At 46.2% G+C, this 15,111-nt stretch carries 17 protein-coding genes; 11 read left to right on the forward strand and 6 right to left on the reverse strand.

Going from position 1 to position 15,111, the window contains the following annotated elements:
* The 8 genes from metK to hisG are packed head-to-tail and all read left to right on the forward strand — an operon-like array spanning position 1 to position 7,726.
* Entirely contained in the window at positions 1-1,191 is a 1,191-nt protein-coding gene (gene metK, locus AC9UEY_RS00265) for a methionine adenosyltransferase (protein ID WP_509536226.1), read from the forward strand.
* Positions 1,192-1,194: 3 nt separating this feature from the next.
* Positions 1,195-3,075, forward strand: a complete 1,881-nt coding sequence (locus AC9UEY_RS00270; protein ID WP_509536228.1) for a primosomal protein N' family DNA-binding protein — start codon at positions 1,195-1,197, stop codon at positions 3,073-3,075.
* 20 nt (positions 3,076-3,095) lie between these two features.
* Positions 3,096-3,656, forward strand: a complete 561-nt coding sequence (gene def / locus AC9UEY_RS00275) for a peptide deformylase (RefSeq protein WP_509536230.1) — start codon at positions 3,096-3,098, stop codon at positions 3,654-3,656.
* Positions 3,656-4,561, forward strand: coding sequence for a methionyl-tRNA formyltransferase (locus AC9UEY_RS00280; protein ID WP_509536232.1), 906 nt, complete (start codon positions 3,656-3,658; stop codon positions 4,559-4,561). Before def ends, AC9UEY_RS00280 begins: the two co-directional genes overlap by 1 nt.
* Positions 4,542-5,909, forward strand: a complete 1,368-nt coding sequence (locus AC9UEY_RS00285; RefSeq protein WP_509536234.1) for an RsmB/NOP family class I SAM-dependent RNA methyltransferase — start codon at positions 4,542-4,544, stop codon at positions 5,907-5,909. Before AC9UEY_RS00280 ends, AC9UEY_RS00285 begins: the two co-directional genes overlap by 20 nt.
* Before the next feature lie 9 nt (positions 5,910-5,918).
* Entirely contained in the window at positions 5,919-6,587 is a 669-nt protein-coding gene (gene rpe / locus AC9UEY_RS00290) for a ribulose-phosphate 3-epimerase (RefSeq protein ID WP_509536236.1), read from the forward strand.
* A gap of 20 nt (positions 6,588-6,607) precedes the next feature.
* The gene (locus AC9UEY_RS00295; protein WP_509536238.1) at positions 6,608-6,871 is read left to right on the forward strand and encodes a phosphoribosyl-ATP diphosphatase; all 264 of its coding nucleotides are present in this window, start codon (positions 6,608-6,610) and stop codon (positions 6,869-6,871) included.
* Positions 6,872-6,880: 9 nt separating this feature from the next.
* Positions 6,881-7,726: an ATP phosphoribosyltransferase gene (gene hisG, locus AC9UEY_RS00300; protein ID WP_509536240.1), complete on the forward strand. Its 846-nt coding sequence runs from the start codon at positions 6,881-6,883 to the stop codon at positions 7,724-7,726.
* An 8-nt stretch (positions 7,727-7,734) separates the two neighbouring features.
* On the opposite strand, the gene serB is transcribed toward hisG, so the two are convergent.
* Both serB and AC9UEY_RS00310 read right to left on the reverse strand, forming a co-directional pair.
* Positions 7,735-8,370, reverse strand: coding sequence for a phosphoserine phosphatase SerB (serB, locus tag AC9UEY_RS00305; protein ID WP_509536242.1), 636 nt, complete (start codon positions 8,368-8,370; stop codon positions 7,735-7,737).
* Positions 8,371-8,374: 4 nt separating this feature from the next.
* Positions 8,375-8,896, reverse strand: a complete 522-nt coding sequence (locus tag AC9UEY_RS00310; protein WP_509536244.1) for an ACT domain-containing protein — start codon at positions 8,894-8,896, stop codon at positions 8,375-8,377.
* Positions 8,897-8,982: 86 nt separating this feature from the next.
* On the opposite strand from AC9UEY_RS00310, the gene AC9UEY_RS00315 reads away from it, so the two are divergent.
* Positions 8,983-9,771 (forward strand): ABC transporter ATP-binding protein, encoded by a 789-nt coding sequence (locus AC9UEY_RS00315; protein ID WP_509536246.1) that lies wholly within the window; start codon positions 8,983-8,985, stop codon positions 9,769-9,771.
* Positions 9,752-10,393 (forward strand): uracil-DNA glycosylase, encoded by a 642-nt coding sequence (locus AC9UEY_RS00320; RefSeq protein WP_509536248.1) that lies wholly within the window; start codon positions 9,752-9,754, stop codon positions 10,391-10,393. Before AC9UEY_RS00315 ends, AC9UEY_RS00320 begins: the two co-directional genes overlap by 20 nt.
* A 62-nt stretch (positions 10,394-10,455) precedes the next feature.
* Here the strand turns inward: AC9UEY_RS00320 and AC9UEY_RS00325 are convergent, their stop codons facing one another.
* Positions 10,456-11,901 carry an NCS2 family permease gene (locus tag AC9UEY_RS00325; protein ID WP_509536250.1) on the reverse strand — a complete coding sequence of 482 codons (1,446 nt, stop codon included), beginning with the start codon at positions 11,899-11,901 and terminating at the stop codon, positions 10,456-10,458.
* Between the two features lie 93 nt (positions 11,902-11,994).
* Entirely contained in the window at positions 11,995-12,660 is a 666-nt protein-coding gene (gene yczE / locus AC9UEY_RS00330; protein WP_509536252.1) for a membrane protein YczE, read from the reverse strand.
* 20 nt (positions 12,661-12,680) lie between these two features.
* Here yczE and AC9UEY_RS00335 point away from each other — a divergent pair, with 20 nt between their 5' ends.
* On the forward strand, positions 12,681-13,412 hold the full coding sequence (locus AC9UEY_RS00335) for a DUF554 domain-containing protein (protein ID WP_509536254.1): 732 nt from the start codon (positions 12,681-12,683) through the stop codon (positions 13,410-13,412).
* A gap of 8 nt (positions 13,413-13,420) precedes the next feature.
* Here AC9UEY_RS00335 and AC9UEY_RS00340 read toward each other — a convergent pair whose 3' ends face one another.
* Positions 13,421-14,461 (reverse strand): NAD(P)-dependent alcohol dehydrogenase, encoded by a 1,041-nt coding sequence (locus AC9UEY_RS00340; RefSeq protein ID WP_509536256.1) that lies wholly within the window; start codon positions 14,459-14,461, stop codon positions 13,421-13,423.
* A gap of 2 nt (positions 14,462-14,463) precedes the next feature.
* Positions 14,464-15,108 (reverse strand): thymidine kinase, encoded by a 645-nt coding sequence (locus tag AC9UEY_RS00345; RefSeq protein ID WP_509536258.1) that lies wholly within the window; start codon positions 15,106-15,108, stop codon positions 14,464-14,466.
* Between the last annotated feature and the right edge of the window lie 3 nt (positions 15,109-15,111).

Below are 15,111 nucleotides of genomic sequence, written 5' to 3' on the forward strand. Positions count from 1 at the left end.
ATGTCAAAGCGCCTTTTCTCCTCAGAATCAGTAACCGAAGGACATCCAGACAAGATCGCAGATGCAATCTCCGATGCAGTTTTGGATTCATTGCTATCACAGGACAAGAAGAGTCGTGTAGCGGTTGAAACACTCATCACAACTGGTCAAGTGCACGTTGCTGGTGAAGTTACTACTGATGGATACGCAGATGTAATGGGCATCGTTCGCGATACTGTATTAAATATCGGATATGACTCATCTGATAAGGGTTTTGATGGAAATAGTTGTGGTGTATCAATTTCGATTGGTCAGCAATCTCAGGATATTTCTCAAGGTGTCGATGACGCATACGAACACCGAGTCACATCAGCAGTAGATCCACTAGATCTGCAGGGTGCCGGTGATCAAGGATTGATGTTTGGATATGCTTGTGATGACACTAAAGAACTTATGCCTTTGCCAATTTGGTTGGCCCATGCCCTTGCCCAGCAGCTAACTAAGGTCCGTAAGTCAGGCGCACTGCCATATCTTCGTCCGGATGGAAAAACTCAAGTAACAATTGAGTATGACGGGGATCGTGCGATCGCACTCAATACGGTCGTGATATCTAGTCAACATGCAGCGGAAGTAGATGTTGTAAAGAAGTTAACGCCCGAGGTTATTGAGTATGTAATCAATCCAATCTTGGCAACAATTGATCTACCTAAGTCTGATCTGCGTACTTTGATTAACCCAACGGGTCGTTTCGTTATAGGTGGTCCAATGGGAGATGCTGGTTTAACAGGTCGCAAAATTATCGTCGACACTTACGGTGGCATGGCTCGACATGGCGGGGGAGCATTTAGCGGTAAGGATCCATCAAAGGTGGATCGATCAGCTGCATATGCGATGCGTTGGGTAGCAAAGAACGTTGTTGCTGCAGGTCTTGCACGTCGTTGCGAAGTGCAAGTTGCTTATGCAATTGGAAAAGCACAACCTGTTGGAGTATTTGTTGAAACATTTGGCACTGAAACTGTTCCTGTTGCCAAGATTCAAGATGCTGTTGTTTCCGTCTTTGATCTTCGACCAGCGGCGATTATTCGTGATCTTGATTTACTTCGTCCAATCTATTCCCTTACAAGCGCATATGGTCACTTCGGTCGTGAACTTCCTGAATTTTCATGGGAACGAATCGATCGCGTGTCAGCGCTTCAAAACGCAATCAAGTAGTCGGTGGCAACGCCGAAGCTCTTTCGATTAAAGGCTGAAGTTGCACCCGCATCTTCTGGGCCTAGAGCTTTGGTTTTGCCATTTGCACGTGTCAGAGTTGATACTGGGGTTTTCCATTTAGATCAGCTCTATGACTATCAGATTCCTGAAAAGTTGAGCGATTTCATCCAGGTAGGCGTTCGAGTGCAATTACCCTTTGGCAACCGCGAAACTGAAGGGATCGTTGTGGAACGTGTCGCGGCTCCGGAAAGAGCTGGCGATCTTAAAAGCATCACTAAGGTCTTATCTGTTGTGCCTATCGCCACAACTCAAAGTTTGTCTTTAATTGATTCTGTTTCTCAACATTATGCCTGTAATCCTTGGGATGTAATCCGCTCTGCGATTCCTCCAAGAGTTGCTTCAGTCGAGAAGAATTTCGTAGTCGATGAACAGGAACAATCAGTCATTTCCAAGAACACAGTTGAGTTTCAAACTCTGGCTCCATATGTCGAGGCACATGAGCAAATCGTCTCGCTTGTACGAAGCAATTGTGAGGCAGGATCAGTATTAGTTATTGCTCCTGATGAAAAGGATGTTGACCGGATCATCCAGGCCCTAGGCAAGCAGGATCTCCGAGCCATAAAACTAACCGCGGCCTTGCCTCGAGAAGATAGGTATCGCAATTTCCTAGATGCTATGCATAGCGCCAATAGCATCGTAGTCGGAACACGTAGTGCAATCTTTGCACCAATAAGTAACTTGACTACCGTGATTGTTCATAATGAATCTTCCAGTGATCATTACGAGATTAGATCCCCGGGCTGGAACACTAGAACTGTTGCGCTCATGCGATGCAAACAAGAGGCCTTGAAGCTAGTACTAACTGGTTTTAGTCCATCGATTGAGGTGTCTGATCTAATCGATAAACGTGAAGTGATGTACCTTAATTCAAAAGAATCAGTAAATGTAAAAGCATTCACGCCAAATGAGGGTGCCTTACTACCTGGGCGAATTTTTTCAGATATCAAAAAAGCCCTAATAGTCGGCCCTGTTTTGTTCATCGCTCCACGCAAAGGTTATGGAAATGCATTGTTGTGCTCACACTGTAGGAATGTAGCTGCATGTGAGTGCGGGGGACGATTATCCGTGTCGGCAAAGGGTAAGGCACCATCATGTGTACATTGCGGAAAAGTTTTTCAAGGGTGGAAGTGCTCGTTCTGTAATCGAGATAAACAGTATTTAGCAGGTCGTGGAATCGAGCGTGCTGCAGAGGAGATTTCACGAGCATTCCCTAAGTTTCCGGTCGTCATTTCAGCAGGTGATGTCATCAAGGATCGTATAGATCCAAAGCCTGCTCTAGTCCTGGCTACCTCTGGCGCTCAACCGCACGTTAAGGGAGGTTATTCAGCTGTTGTCATTTTAGATGGAATGCGATTCTTTGCTCACACAGATCTACGCACACAAGAGCGAGCTCGAGAACTCTTCTTTGAAACCTCATCACTTATTTCTTCAGACGGGGTCGTCCTTCTTGTTATCGATGATTCACATCCAATAGTGTCGGCTATTGCGAGATGGAATGTTGCTCCACTTATTAAGCGAGAATTGAGTGAGCGGACTGAGCTGCACTTACCACCTTCAGTATTTTCAGCGGTTTTGGTCATGGATCAATCCATCGGGATGCAGATCGTTAGTGGATTAAAGAAAGCCCTAACTGATGGGCGCATACCCCAATCCTCAAGTATTTACGGACCCACCGAGATATCTAAGGGCCAGGTAAAAATAGTCATACATGCGGACAAAAAGGATGCGAAGGCATTAACAGATGTTATTCATGAACTGCAGCGGCGAAGAAGTATTGCAAAGAAGGAACTCTTTACGCTTAGGGTTGAACCATATTCACTGTGATCAATTGGTAGACTAACTCCATGTCAATTCAAGAGATACGATTCTTCGGGGACCCGGTGCTGACAACTCCTGCCTCTTTAGTCGTCGATTTTGACAAGGAATTGCGCGTACTGGTTCAAGATTTAACAGAGACAATGATTGACTCTCCAGGGGCTGGATTAGCCGCTCCGCAAATCGGTGTTTCGTTACGGGTATTTGTATGGGATGTGGATGAGGAACTTGGGCATCTAATCAATCCAGTCTTGACTCTCAGCGATGAACTGCAAGATGGCGAAGAGGGATGTCTATCATTTCCGGAGATTCGATATCAAACACCTCGCGCAATGCGCGCCGTTGCTAAGGGCTTTAATATGTATGGGGAGCCAATCACCGTTGAAGGCTCAGAGTTTTTAGCACGTGCTTTGCAGCATGAGACAGACCATTTAGATGGGATTCTTTTCATAGATAAGTTATCCCCAGAGGATCGCAAATTGGCAATGAAGGAAATCCGTGAGTCAGAATGGTTTAATCTTGCCTCCGAGCAAGGTCGAGCTCTTCAGGTTAAAGATTCACCGCATACAATCTTCGGACGGATTTCTTAGTGCGTATCGGAGTAGCTGCTACTCCGGATGTAGCAATACCAACCTTAAATTGGTTACTGCAATCTGGCCATGAAATTTCAATAATCATCACTCAACCAGATCGACCTGCTGGTCGGGGTCAAGTACCGCAACAAACTGTAGTAGCAGATTGGGCTTTCAGCCATCAGATACCAGTCGTGAAGCCTGGGACTCCCAAGGATTTGGTGGGAAAGATTGAGGACTTGGACTTAGTGTTAACAATTGGTTTCGGTGTTTTACTGCCTGAAAACATTTTGTCTTTGCCGAAAAAAGGATTCCTAAATCTTCATTTTTCATTGCTTCCTGCATATAGAGGGGCAGCACCTGCTCAAAGAGCGCTGCACAACGGCGAAACGGTAACCGGTGTTACGGTGTTTCAATTAGATAAAGGGATGGACACTGGGCCTGTATTCGCCCAGCAATCAGTCAACATTGATCCCTCATGGAGGAGTTTTGAACTACTTGCGCATCTGGCCGCACTCGGTCCAGAAGTCGTTAAGCGTTCATTTGAAATGATAGAAAATGGCGAAAGTACTTACGCACAAAGAGGCGTGGCATCAATTGCACCAAAGATCAACAAAGCTGAGACAAAGATCGACTTTGAGCAAGATGCCACCCGTATCGCAAATGCTATTCGGGCCTTTACCTATGAACCAGGTGCTTGGACTGTGTGGAAGGGAGAATCTTTCAAGATTTCTTCGGTTAGAGCGTCCGATGAAGTAGTTGGTAAACCTGGTGAACTTTTGGTTCTTGATAAGTCAGTTTTCGTCGGGACTGGTTTAGGTGGTCTGGAAATTTTAAGAGTTACTCCTGCTGGCAAGAAGGAGATGGATGCTATTGATTGGGCACGGGGAGCACGTTTGACCGGTGGTGAAATTTTTGGTTGAGGCGCGACGCAATACCTTCAAGTCACCTAAGCCGGATGCTTCTCGCTTATTGGCTTTTGATCTATTGACTGAAGTAAATCGTAATGAGGGTTATTCAAACCTGCTCTTGCCACAGGCTTTAAATGCCAGCAAGCTAGAAGATCGGGATCGCTCCTTAGTAACCGAACTTCTATACGGCACTATCCGAATGCAGGGTAAGCATGATTGGGTCCTGTCTCAAATCAGTGATCGTCCGTGGTCTGAAGTTGACCCTGGAATAGTAGATATTTGTCGACTAGGGGTTCATCAAATACACGAGATGCGCATCCCAGACCACGCTGCAGTCGCAGCTACGGTTGAGGTTGCGCGAAAGCGAATTGGTGAATCAAAAGCAAGTTTTGTGAATGCTCTTCTGCGCAGTGTTACCCGCAAATCTATTGAGGAGTGGTTTGTGCCATTGGAGACAATTAGTGATCCCATAGAGAGACTTGCGATCAAATACTCCCATCCAGAATGGATCGTTTCTGCCTATCACGATCTCTTGAAAAGCTGGGATCAGGTTGAGTCAGCGCTGCGAATAAACAATGAAGCAGCAACGCCGACCTTAGTTTCCTGGCCAGGTTTTTCTACTCAACAAGATTTAATTGATATTGGGGGAGAACCCACGGACTTTTCTCCATATGGAGCTCATTGGAAAGGTAATCCTGGAGCTCTTGATTTGATCAAGGCACGGAAGATCGGTGTGCAAGATGAAGGCTCTCAACTCGTAGCTGACGTTTTCGCACGTGCAGCAACAGGTACGAGCTGGTTAGATCTATGTGCGGGGCCTGGTGGAAAAGCCGCATTGCTATCAAGTATTGCTAAGCAACGAAATATTCGGTTCACAGCAAATGAAATTTCTGCTGCTCGGGCAGAGTTAGTTAGCCAAGTTGTTCATGGCGATCGCGTACTCGTTTCAGACGGACGAAGTATTGGTACCTCTGCTGAGAAGTTCGATGCGATTTTAATTGATGCTCCATGCACTGGGTTGGGGGCGCTGCGACGACGTCCCGAGGTCCGCTGGCGTCGAACCTTGCAAGATTTGCGAGCTTTAACCCAATTGCAACGTGAACTAGTCGACTCTGCTGTTCAAGCTCTCAACCCAGGAGGAGTTCTTGGGTATGCAACGTGTTCTCCGCATTTAGCTGAAACGAGCATTCAAATAGCAGATATTAAAAAGAAGCATCCTGAACTGCAACAAATAGTCGTGGATGAATATCTACCTCCATCCCTTCAGGGTGCAACTCGCGATGGCGCTATGTCGTTATGGACACACAAACACGGCACTGATGCGATGTACCTAGCGCTGTTTCGAAAAGAGATTGGTTAAGATCTGAGCATGGGCCGTGAAATTCGAATTACTCCCAGCATTTTGAATGCTGACTTTTCACAGATTGATCAAGAAATCAAACGAATTGCAGATGTGTCTGATCTTCTGCACTTAGATGTTATGGATGATATTTTTGTTCCTAACTTTACATTTGACTTTGAGGCCGCTTCTTCGATAATTAAGAGCTCTGTATTGGCTGTCGACGCCCATTTAATGGTCGCCAATGTTGATAAAATCGCTGTGCAATATGCTGAGATTGGTTGTGCCTCGGTAACGATCCATGCTGAGGCGACATTGAATATTCCGCAAACATTGAAAAACATCCGCAGAGCAGGTGCGCGATCAAGTTTGGGTATCAAGCCGAATACTGACATTTCTGACTATGAGTTCGTAATCGATGATGTGGACATGTTTTTGATCATGACGGTTGAACCAGGTTTTGGTGGTCAAAGCTTTATGGAGAACATGATGGACAAGGTTCGCCGAACCCGAGAGATGATTGGAGATCGTCCTATTTGGCTCCAAGTGGATGGAGGAATATCGATGAAGACGATTGAGATGGCTTTAGACGCCGGAGCCGATACATTCGTAGTCGGTAGCGCGGTCTTTAACGCCCCAGATCCAGCAGCAATGGTTGTCACATTGCGAGAGTACGCAACTGCGCACGGGAACAAGTAACTCTCTAGTAAACTCACCCCATGAAAACCTTTGAAACTCTATGGGCAGAGCTGAGTGAAAAAGCTTTAACTCGTCCAGAAGGTTCAGGCACGGTGGAAGCAATTGAGGCCGGTGTTCACAGTATCGGCAAGAAGATTCTGGAAGAAGCTGGCGAGGTTTGGCTAGCAGCCGAACATGAGTCAGATGAGGCTTTGGCTGAAGAGATAAGTCAGCTTATTTATCACGTGCAAACATTGATGCTTGCACGTGGGCTATCAATCAACGATGTTTATAAGTTTCTTTAGGAGAAATCAATGTTGCGAATAGCCGTGCCCAATAAGGGATCCTTAGCTGAAAGTTCAATTCAAATTTTGAAAGAAGCTGGCTATCGTCAACGCACTGATACCCGCGATCTAGTTCTAATTGACAACGACAACAGTGTTGAATTCTATTATTTGCGCCCGCGTGATATCGCTGTCTATGTTGGTTCAGGGGAGTTAGAAGCAGGCATCACTGGACGAGATCTTCTGATTGACTCAGCTGCAGAAGCCGATGAGATTTTGTCATTGGATTTTGGTGGATCAACGTTCCGCTTTGCTGCACCTGCAGATAAGAATTGGTCAGTACAAGACATTGCCGGCAAGCGTGTTGCAACTGCCTATCCTGGATTAGTTGAACACAGTCTTGCCGCCCTTGGTATTAAGGCACATATTGTTCGACTAGATGGCGCAGTCGAAAGTAGCGTCCGTTTGGGAGTAGCAGATGTAATCGCCGACGTTGTCAGTACTGGAAACACTTTACGACAGGCTGGCCTAAAGATATTCGGTGAACCAATTTTAACTAGTGAGGCAATTGTAATCTCACGTAGAAACACCACGATTCCTGCCGAATTAGAGATCCTCATTCGTCGCTTGCAAGGTGTAGTCACTGCAAGACGTTATGTTTTGCTTGATTACGACATTGCTAAGGACTTGGTTGAGAAAGCCTGCGCGATTTCTCCTGGACTTGAATCACCAACAATTTCTCCTCTACAAAAGCAGGACTGGGTTGCAGTGCGAGCCATGGTTCTGCGTAAAGAGACAAATCAAGTTATGGACGAACTGTGGGCATTAGGCGCACGAGGAATCCTAGTTACAGATATTCACGCCTGCCGTTTGTAGTGCTACCGCTAACCGATTAAATCGATAACCGACCTTAAAGAAGGTTCATTAATCGAAAGGTCTGCAGCTGCGACAACTATTGGCTTGGCGTTGAAAGCAATACTTAAACCAGCCGCTGCCATCATGTCTAGATCATTTGCACCATCTCCAATAGCGACAGTGTTTTTTAGCTCCACGCCAGTAGCCGCGGCGAATTCAAGTAACGCAGTCGCCTTTGCACTACGGTCAATTACTGGACCAATGAGACCACCAGTAAGTAGACCAGCAACTACTTCAAGCTTATTGGCTTTGTAATACTTGATAGACAGGGTGTGAATCATTGGTTCAATGATGTCAATAAATCCGCCTGAAACGAGTGCAACGCTGTGCCCTTTACTATGCAGAGTTGAGACTAGATCTTCAGCGCCATCAGTTAGAGAAATTTCCTTTTGCACCTGATTAATCGCAGATTCCGGAAGTCCCTTTAGGAGCAAAACTCGGGCACGCAGGCTTTGTTCGAAGTCCAGCTCTCCGCGCATTGCAGAGGCGGTGATCAGAGAGACCTGCTCTAATACTCCAGCCTTTGCGGCTAGAAGTTCTATAGCCTCCTGTTGAATAAAAGTTGAGTCAACATCTAATACAACTAATCGCTTCACAAATACCATTGAATTAGATTTCGTTCACTTTGACTGTCGTATTATCTTCAAAGGCCAGGGCTGATAGAGCGGGCCCGATTGTGTCTTTGGTTACCCCAGAAATGGAGAAACATAGTGAAACAGGATCTGAAGAAGTTCGAACTACCCTTTGAATATTTCCACCAGAGTCTGTTATTACTTGAGAGAGTAAAGCGACGACCTTTGGATGTAACTTCCCAGAAGTTATCTGAACCTCAATCAGGTTGTGTGCAATCGGTGGTAACTGACCTTTGCTAAATAGGGTGGCAATATCCACATCGAGACTGACTGCACATGAATTGAGATCCTCTTCGATTGCGCTTTGGTGAGCAGGACTTGCACCAATCAAAACCGTCAAAATTAAACGATTATTGATCACAACTTGTTCAATATCGATCACGTGCACGGCAAATGGAGCTAATGTCTCAAATAGTGAAGCCGCGATACCAGGATTGTCGGTTCCAGTTAAAAGGATCAGACCGGTAAATTGCTCGGATTGCGCTGTATTTTCTGTCATAAGAAGGCAAGGTTATCGTGAATCACTCCTTGCTAAGGCGAGGCTTTGAGCCATGTTCGCTCACACAACCAGTATCTTGTGCATCTATGGGCACCACTGTTTTGAGTCTTGATGATGTGTCAGTTCGCAGAGGCGAACGAGTCATCTTGGGTCCGCTTACCTTCTCAATCGCCCAAGGAGAACGATGGGTGGTGCTGGGGCCAAACGGTGCAGGAAAATCTACGCTTTTACAGATTCTTGCGACAAAGATGTTTCCCACTCATGGTGTTGTGCGTGTTCTTGATAAACAAATGGGCATGGTTGATCTATTTGAACTAAGAACACGTATTGGAATCTGTGGTTCGGTAATCGCTGAAGATATTCCCTACGATGAGACTGTGAAAGATGTTGTTCTAACTGCAGCATATGCAATTTTAGGTCGATGGAATGAAGATTACGATCTCTGGGACGAATCACGTGCAATGGCGCTGTTAACGACATTTGGTGTGCGTGAACTAGGCGACCGTACATACGGAACTCTCAGTGAAGGTGAAAAAAAGCGTGTACAAATTTCACGTGCATTGATGACTGATCCCGAATTGTTGTTACTAGATGAGCCAGCCGCCGGATTAGATCTAGGTGGTCGTGAGGATCTATTGCGGCGGTTCGCAAACTTCGCTGCAGATCCTGGAGCCCCGGCTACGATTCTAGTTACTCATCACATTGAGGAAATTCCCGTTGGCACAACACATGCACTTTTGCTCAACGATGGCGTAATTGCAGTCTCTGGCCCCATCGAGCAGGTCTTAACATCTGAATATGTTTCAGCTGTTTTTGGAACGGCAATTACCGTAACACCCGAGTCTGGTCGCTACTTTGCCCGCGCAACTATTTGAACAACTCCATTCGGATTGGCAAGTGGTTCTTCAACCTCAGAAAGATCTAATTAACCACATAGAGAAGAGGTTGGTTGGCATTGATATTGCACCTGATTTTCCCAGAGTTTTTCGTTCTCTAACACACTCAATTAAATCCACGAAGGTTGTGATCTTTGGGCAAGATCCATATCCATCTAAGGGTCATGCACATGGTCTTGCTTTTTCTGTCGACAAGTCCGTTGATCCATTGCCTCCCTCGCTTAGAAACATATTTGCCGAACTGGCCACTGATTACGGAGTTACCAGAACACAAGGAGATCTTTCAGATTGGTTTGATCAAGGGGTATTGCTAGTTAACCGTGTTCTAACAACAGAGATTGGAGTTTCTCTAGCGCACTCTGATATTGGGTGGCAGGAGGTCACCGATGCAGTAGCACATGAACTAGGAAGACATGATGTTGTAGCAATTCTGTGGGGAAAGTCTGCGGGGGAGCTATCTCAATACTTTCGTCCAGATTGGCGGATTGAATCGGTCCATCCGAGCCCTCTGTCTGCTTATCGCGGTTTCTTCGGTTCTCAACCATTCTCACGATGCGACCAAATTTTGATTTCTAGGGGAAAGAATCCCATTGTGTGGTGATGAAGATTTATTGCAAGGAAAAAGGCCCCCGGTTTCCCGAGGGCCTTTCCCTTTAAATCTTTCTAGCCGATCCAAGCATTTATTGGAGATGACAAGAAGTAGATCACGAATAGTCCTGAAACTAATAGGAGAAGCGGATGTACTTCTTTTCCACGTCCTTGGACTATACGAATCACTACGTGAGTAATGAAACCTGCACCAATACCTACTGAGATGTTGTATGTAAATGGCATCAAGATGATGGTTAGAAATGCTGGAATTCCTATACCCAGATCATTCCAATCAATATTCTTGATTTGTGACATCATCAGGAATCCAACGATGATCAACGCTGGAGTTGCAGCCTCATAAGGAATAATTGCAACTAGAGGAGCCAAGAATGTAGTTGATAGGAATGCGATTCCAGTAACTATCGAGGCAAGACCTGTTCGTGCGCCTTCACCAACACCTGCAGCGGATTCGATGTAGCTAGTATTTGAAGAAATACCAGCGGCACCACCTGCAGCAGCAGCCACAGAGTCAACCAAAAGAATCTTCTGGATGTTATCTACGTTGCCATCTTTGTCGGCTAGTCCAGATTCGTGACCAATCGCTGTAACAGTACCGACTGTGTCAAAGAAATCTGAGAGTAGCAATGTAAAGAGAAGAAGAATTGCGGCAACAAGTGAGACATTATCCAGAGTAAATGCACCGAATAGATCAAACTGTCCTGTGAAATCAAACTTAGGAACGGCAAGAACCTCTTTTGGAACTGCAGGAATACCTAGCTGCCACCCGCCATCAACGATGGTTGGTGGATTTCCTGGGGTGAAATTAGGTTTGATGTTAAACGCTTGCTGGATACCGATAGCTAAAGCGGTTGCTGAAGCGATTCCAATGAGAATCGCTCCCTTAACCTTACGGACCATGAGTGCAATGATGAGAAGTGTTCCGAAAACGAATACAACTGTTGGCCAGCCAACAAGATTTCCGTTCACGCCTAGACCCACTGGAACTGGCCCAGCTGCTGTACGACGAACGAAACCTGCATCAACTAATCCAATTAGAGCGATGAATAGACCGATTCCAACCGAGATTGCGATCTTGATTTGTGCTGGTACTGCCTTGAACACCGCAACACGGAATCCCGTGAGAACAAGTACCAAGATGATCAGACCTTCAAGTACAACAAGACCCATTGCTGCAGCCCATGTCATCTGTGATGCGATACCAACTGCAACAAAGGTGTTAAGTCCCAAACCTGTAGCCAGTGCAAGCGGATAGTTTGCAACTGAGCCCATCAAGAGTGTTAGTAAACCTGCAACTAGCGCAGTTGTTGCCGCCACCATCGCTGGTGCAGGTGCAGCGCCACCGAATAGGAATTGACCATTTACATCAGGTGAATAGGCCAGAATGATTGGATTGAGGGCCACGATGTATGCCATCGTGAAGAAAGTAACTAGTCCACCTCTAACCTCTTGGGCTACAGACGAACCACGCTCTGAGATTTTGAAATATGAATCCAGCATGAATACAGCCTTTCTAATTTTGTTAACGGGGGTGTTTGCGACCCCGTGCACGAGAAGGCGTACAACCCTGGGAAGATGTGATGATCCTATGCGCTACCTAGAGGTAACTCTTGAAACGACTCCCAGAGAAATGGCGATTGATTGTCCAATTAATGTCGCGAACATGAGCGTGCCTAAGCCGACTGTGCCTCCTAGAAGCCAACCAGCAACCAATACGGTGCCTTCGATGCCCAACCTGACTCTGCCAATACGAACGCCGGTCTTGTTATGGATCGCAGTCATCAAACCATCACGAGGTCCAGGACCTAATCCACACGTTATGTATAACGCGGAGCCAATTCCGACCATCGAAATTCCAAGTAAGCAATACAAAATTCCAACGAGATATGAATCTTGTGCCGGAAAGATCGTGACGCCAACCTGAATCGCAATCGCGATGAGAGCAATGTTGGACAAGGTACCAAAGCCAGGTTTTTCCTTTAATGGGATCCACAGCAGCAAGACAAGAGAGCTAATTCCAAAGGTCGACCAACCCATAGTGATATCTAAACTATTAGAAATACCCTGAGCTAGGACAGACCAAGGCGCATTTCCAATCTGACTTTGAATGAGTAGGGAATCACCAAGTCCGAAAATAAATAAACCAAAAAATAGAACTCCGGTGCGAAGAGGGGAGAGATCCCATCTAGATTGTGCTGTCCACGGTGTGTGAGGAACAGTTTTATGCGGACGTAGGAACTCTAGAAATGGATTGGACATTGCATGAGTATAATCAGCATATGTTTCCTGGCGTAGGCACAATCATAAATATTCTCACCATCATTTCTGGTGCTTCACTTGGTGTCCTCGTAGGAAATCGAATGAATACACGTACCAGGACTTTATTGACTGATGTGTTGGGATTAGTAACCCTTCTTGGCGCAGGATCTGCATTAATCCCACTGTGGTCTGATCGTTACATCGATGCTTTGCCTCAAGGGTGGACTCTTCTAGTCGTACTTGCTTCACTACTGGTAGGTGGATTGATTGGTTCTGCCCTTAAGTTGGAAGATCGTTTGGATTCCTTAGGGGAGAGCTTGCGAATTAAATTCAAAGCATCAAGTGACTCTCCATTTGTAGAAGGATTTGTAGCTGCCTCACTACTTTTTGCCATCGGCCCGCTAGCGATTTTGGGAAGCATTAGCGATGGCATGGGTACCGGAATCGATCAACTCATTTTAAAAAGTACCCTCGACTTTTTCGCCGCTATGGCTTTTGCGACATCACTGGGCTGGGGAGTGGCAGTGTCGGCTATCCCAGTCGGCATCTATCAAGCCACGTGGACGGTCATCGGTTTTGGCTTAGGGGAAATATTGGATGGTTATCAGGTTGATGCGATGACAATTGTGGGCGGGGTAATGCTCATCTGTATTTCCTTCAGATTACTGAACATAAAAAATGTTGCTGTAGGAAATCTACTTCCCGCTCTTGCTATCGCGCCAATATTTGCGTTACTAGTTCATTCCCTTTAACAACAGGATCAAAAGGTAGCTGCGTCAATAACAAAGCGATACTTCACATCGCTTGCCACTGTTCGCTTATACGCCTCGTTAATGTAGGAGGCTTTAATAACCTCTACATCACTTACGATTGACTTTTCTCCACAAAAATGAAGCATCTCCTGCATTTCTGCAATTCCACCGATCATCGAACCCGCAATGCGGCGGCGACCGTTGAGCAACGCACCTGCGTGCACCTGATACGGCTTGCCGGGTAATCCAATAACCACCAAGGTTCCATCTAATCGGAGTAAATTGAGATAGTCGCCAATTTCTAATTCAGCACTGACGGTGTTGAGAATCAAATCAAATGATTTGGCGAGTGGGAGCAGCGCGCTAGAGTCTTTAGTTGAAATAAAGTGATGGGCACCCATGGCTAATGCATCTGCCTGCTTCGACGGGGAGTGAGACAAGACGGTTACTTCAGCACCCATGGCTACCGCGAACTTAACTCCCATGTGCCCTAAACCGCCAAGGCCCATTATGGCTACCTTCATTCCTGGACCAACATTCCAGTGCTTAATGGGGGAATACAAGGTGATTCCAGCGCACAGCAATGGTGCTACACCTTCAAGTGGAAGATTATCCGGAATATGTACCGCATAGTCTTGATTGATGACAAAGTTGTTTGCATAACCGCCGAGTGCAACAGTTTTTCCGTCTCGCTCTAAACCGTTATATGTTCCCGTCATTCCTTCGACGCAGTACTGCTGCAAACCTTGAACACAGCTAGAGCATGTGCGACATGAATCGACAAAGACACCTACGCCAATTTTATCTCCCACTGAAAACTTTGTAACAGAGGCTCCTATTGATGTCACAATTCCGGCGATCTCATGGCCTGGGACCATCGGAAAGATTGCTGGACCCCATTCTTCGGCCACCTGGTGAATATCACTGTGACAGATTCCAGAGTATGAAATATCAAGTGCTACATCATGAGCACCAAGATCACGACGATCAAATTCATGGCTTACGAGTGATGAACCAGCAGATAGAGCTGCGTAGCCACGAGATTTCATTGTTACTCCTTGAAAGGTAGGGGGATCGACGATGTGTGGGCTGCACCTGATACACGCGCAGTTACCTGACGCATATGGTGACGGCGGCACAATACTTCATAAGCCACATCAGCGCCTGTCGATACATCTCCAACAACTACTTGCTCACCTTCGACGACCATTACGCCACCAACAGTTCGTGCATTGTGTGTAGCGCGGGATCCACACCAACAGAGCGCCTCTACTTGAAGAGTGTTGACGCGATCTGCCAGTTCTACCAGCCGTGCGGAACCAGGGAAAAGCTTGGTTCGAAAATCTGCCAGGATTCCAAAGGCAAAGACGTCAATACTCAATCCATCGACTATTCGTGCTAGCTGATCAATTTGGATGCTTTCATAAAACTGGGCTTCATCACAGATGATGTAATCAATACGTTCACCCATCGATAATTGATCTACTACTAGTTTGTGCAAATCCATAGACGGCGTGACCTCTATGGCTGGACTCGATAAACCCAAACGACTAGAGATCACTCCGCTACCTGCGCGGTCGTTGTTAGTAAAAATCAATCCAGTTCGGCCGCGACTTTGGTGGTTATGGGCCGTTTGCAAGGCCAGCGTGGATTTTCCGCTGTCCATCGTTCCGCAGTAATAAATCAGCTCGGCCATAGT

It is taken from the genome of Candidatus Planktophila sp. (genome assembly GCF_040402275.1).
Taxonomy (GTDB): domain Bacteria; phylum Actinomycetota; class Actinomycetes; order Nanopelagicales; family Nanopelagicaceae; genus Planktophila.

What these genes read in the sequence shown, in the direction of transcription:
- rpe (WP_509536236.1), top strand. Translation starts at nt 5,919, where the DNA reads ATGGGCCGTGAAATTCGAATTACTCCCAGCATTTTGAATGCTGACTTT.
- metK (WP_509536226.1), top strand. Translation starts at nt 1, where the DNA reads ATGTCAAAGCGCCTTTTCTCCTCAGAATCAGTAACCGAAGGACATCCA.
- yczE (WP_509536252.1), bottom strand. Translation starts at nt 12,660, where the DNA reads ATGTCCAATCCATTTCTAGAGTTCCTACGTCCGCATAAAACTGTTCCT.
- hisG (WP_509536240.1), top strand. Translation starts at nt 6,881, where the DNA reads ATGTTGCGAATAGCCGTGCCCAATAAGGGATCCTTAGCTGAAAGTTCA.
- AC9UEY_RS00315 (WP_509536246.1), top strand. Translation starts at nt 8,983, where the DNA reads ATGGGCACCACTGTTTTGAGTCTTGATGATGTGTCAGTTCGCAGAGGC.
- AC9UEY_RS00345 (WP_509536258.1), bottom strand. Translation starts at nt 15,108, where the DNA reads ATGGCCGAGCTGATTTATTACTGCGGAACGATGGACAGCGGAAAATCC.
- AC9UEY_RS00295 (WP_509536238.1), top strand. Translation starts at nt 6,608, where the DNA reads ATGAAAACCTTTGAAACTCTATGGGCAGAGCTGAGTGAAAAAGCTTTA.
- AC9UEY_RS00325 (WP_509536250.1), bottom strand. Translation starts at nt 11,901, where the DNA reads ATGCTGGATTCATATTTCAAAATCTCAGAGCGTGGTTCGTCTGTAGCC.
- def (WP_509536230.1), top strand. Translation starts at nt 3,096, where the DNA reads ATGTCAATTCAAGAGATACGATTCTTCGGGGACCCGGTGCTGACAACT.
- AC9UEY_RS00335 (WP_509536254.1), top strand. Translation starts at nt 12,681, where the DNA reads ATGTTTCCTGGCGTAGGCACAATCATAAATATTCTCACCATCATTTCT.
- serB (WP_509536242.1), bottom strand. Translation starts at nt 8,370, where the DNA reads ATGGTATTTGTGAAGCGATTAGTTGTATTAGATGTTGACTCAACTTTT.
- AC9UEY_RS00340 (WP_509536256.1), bottom strand. Translation starts at nt 14,461, where the DNA reads ATGAAATCTCGTGGCTACGCAGCTCTATCTGCTGGTTCATCACTCGTA.
- AC9UEY_RS00310 (WP_509536244.1), bottom strand. Translation starts at nt 8,896, where the DNA reads ATGACAGAAAATACAGCGCAATCCGAGCAATTTACCGGTCTGATCCTT.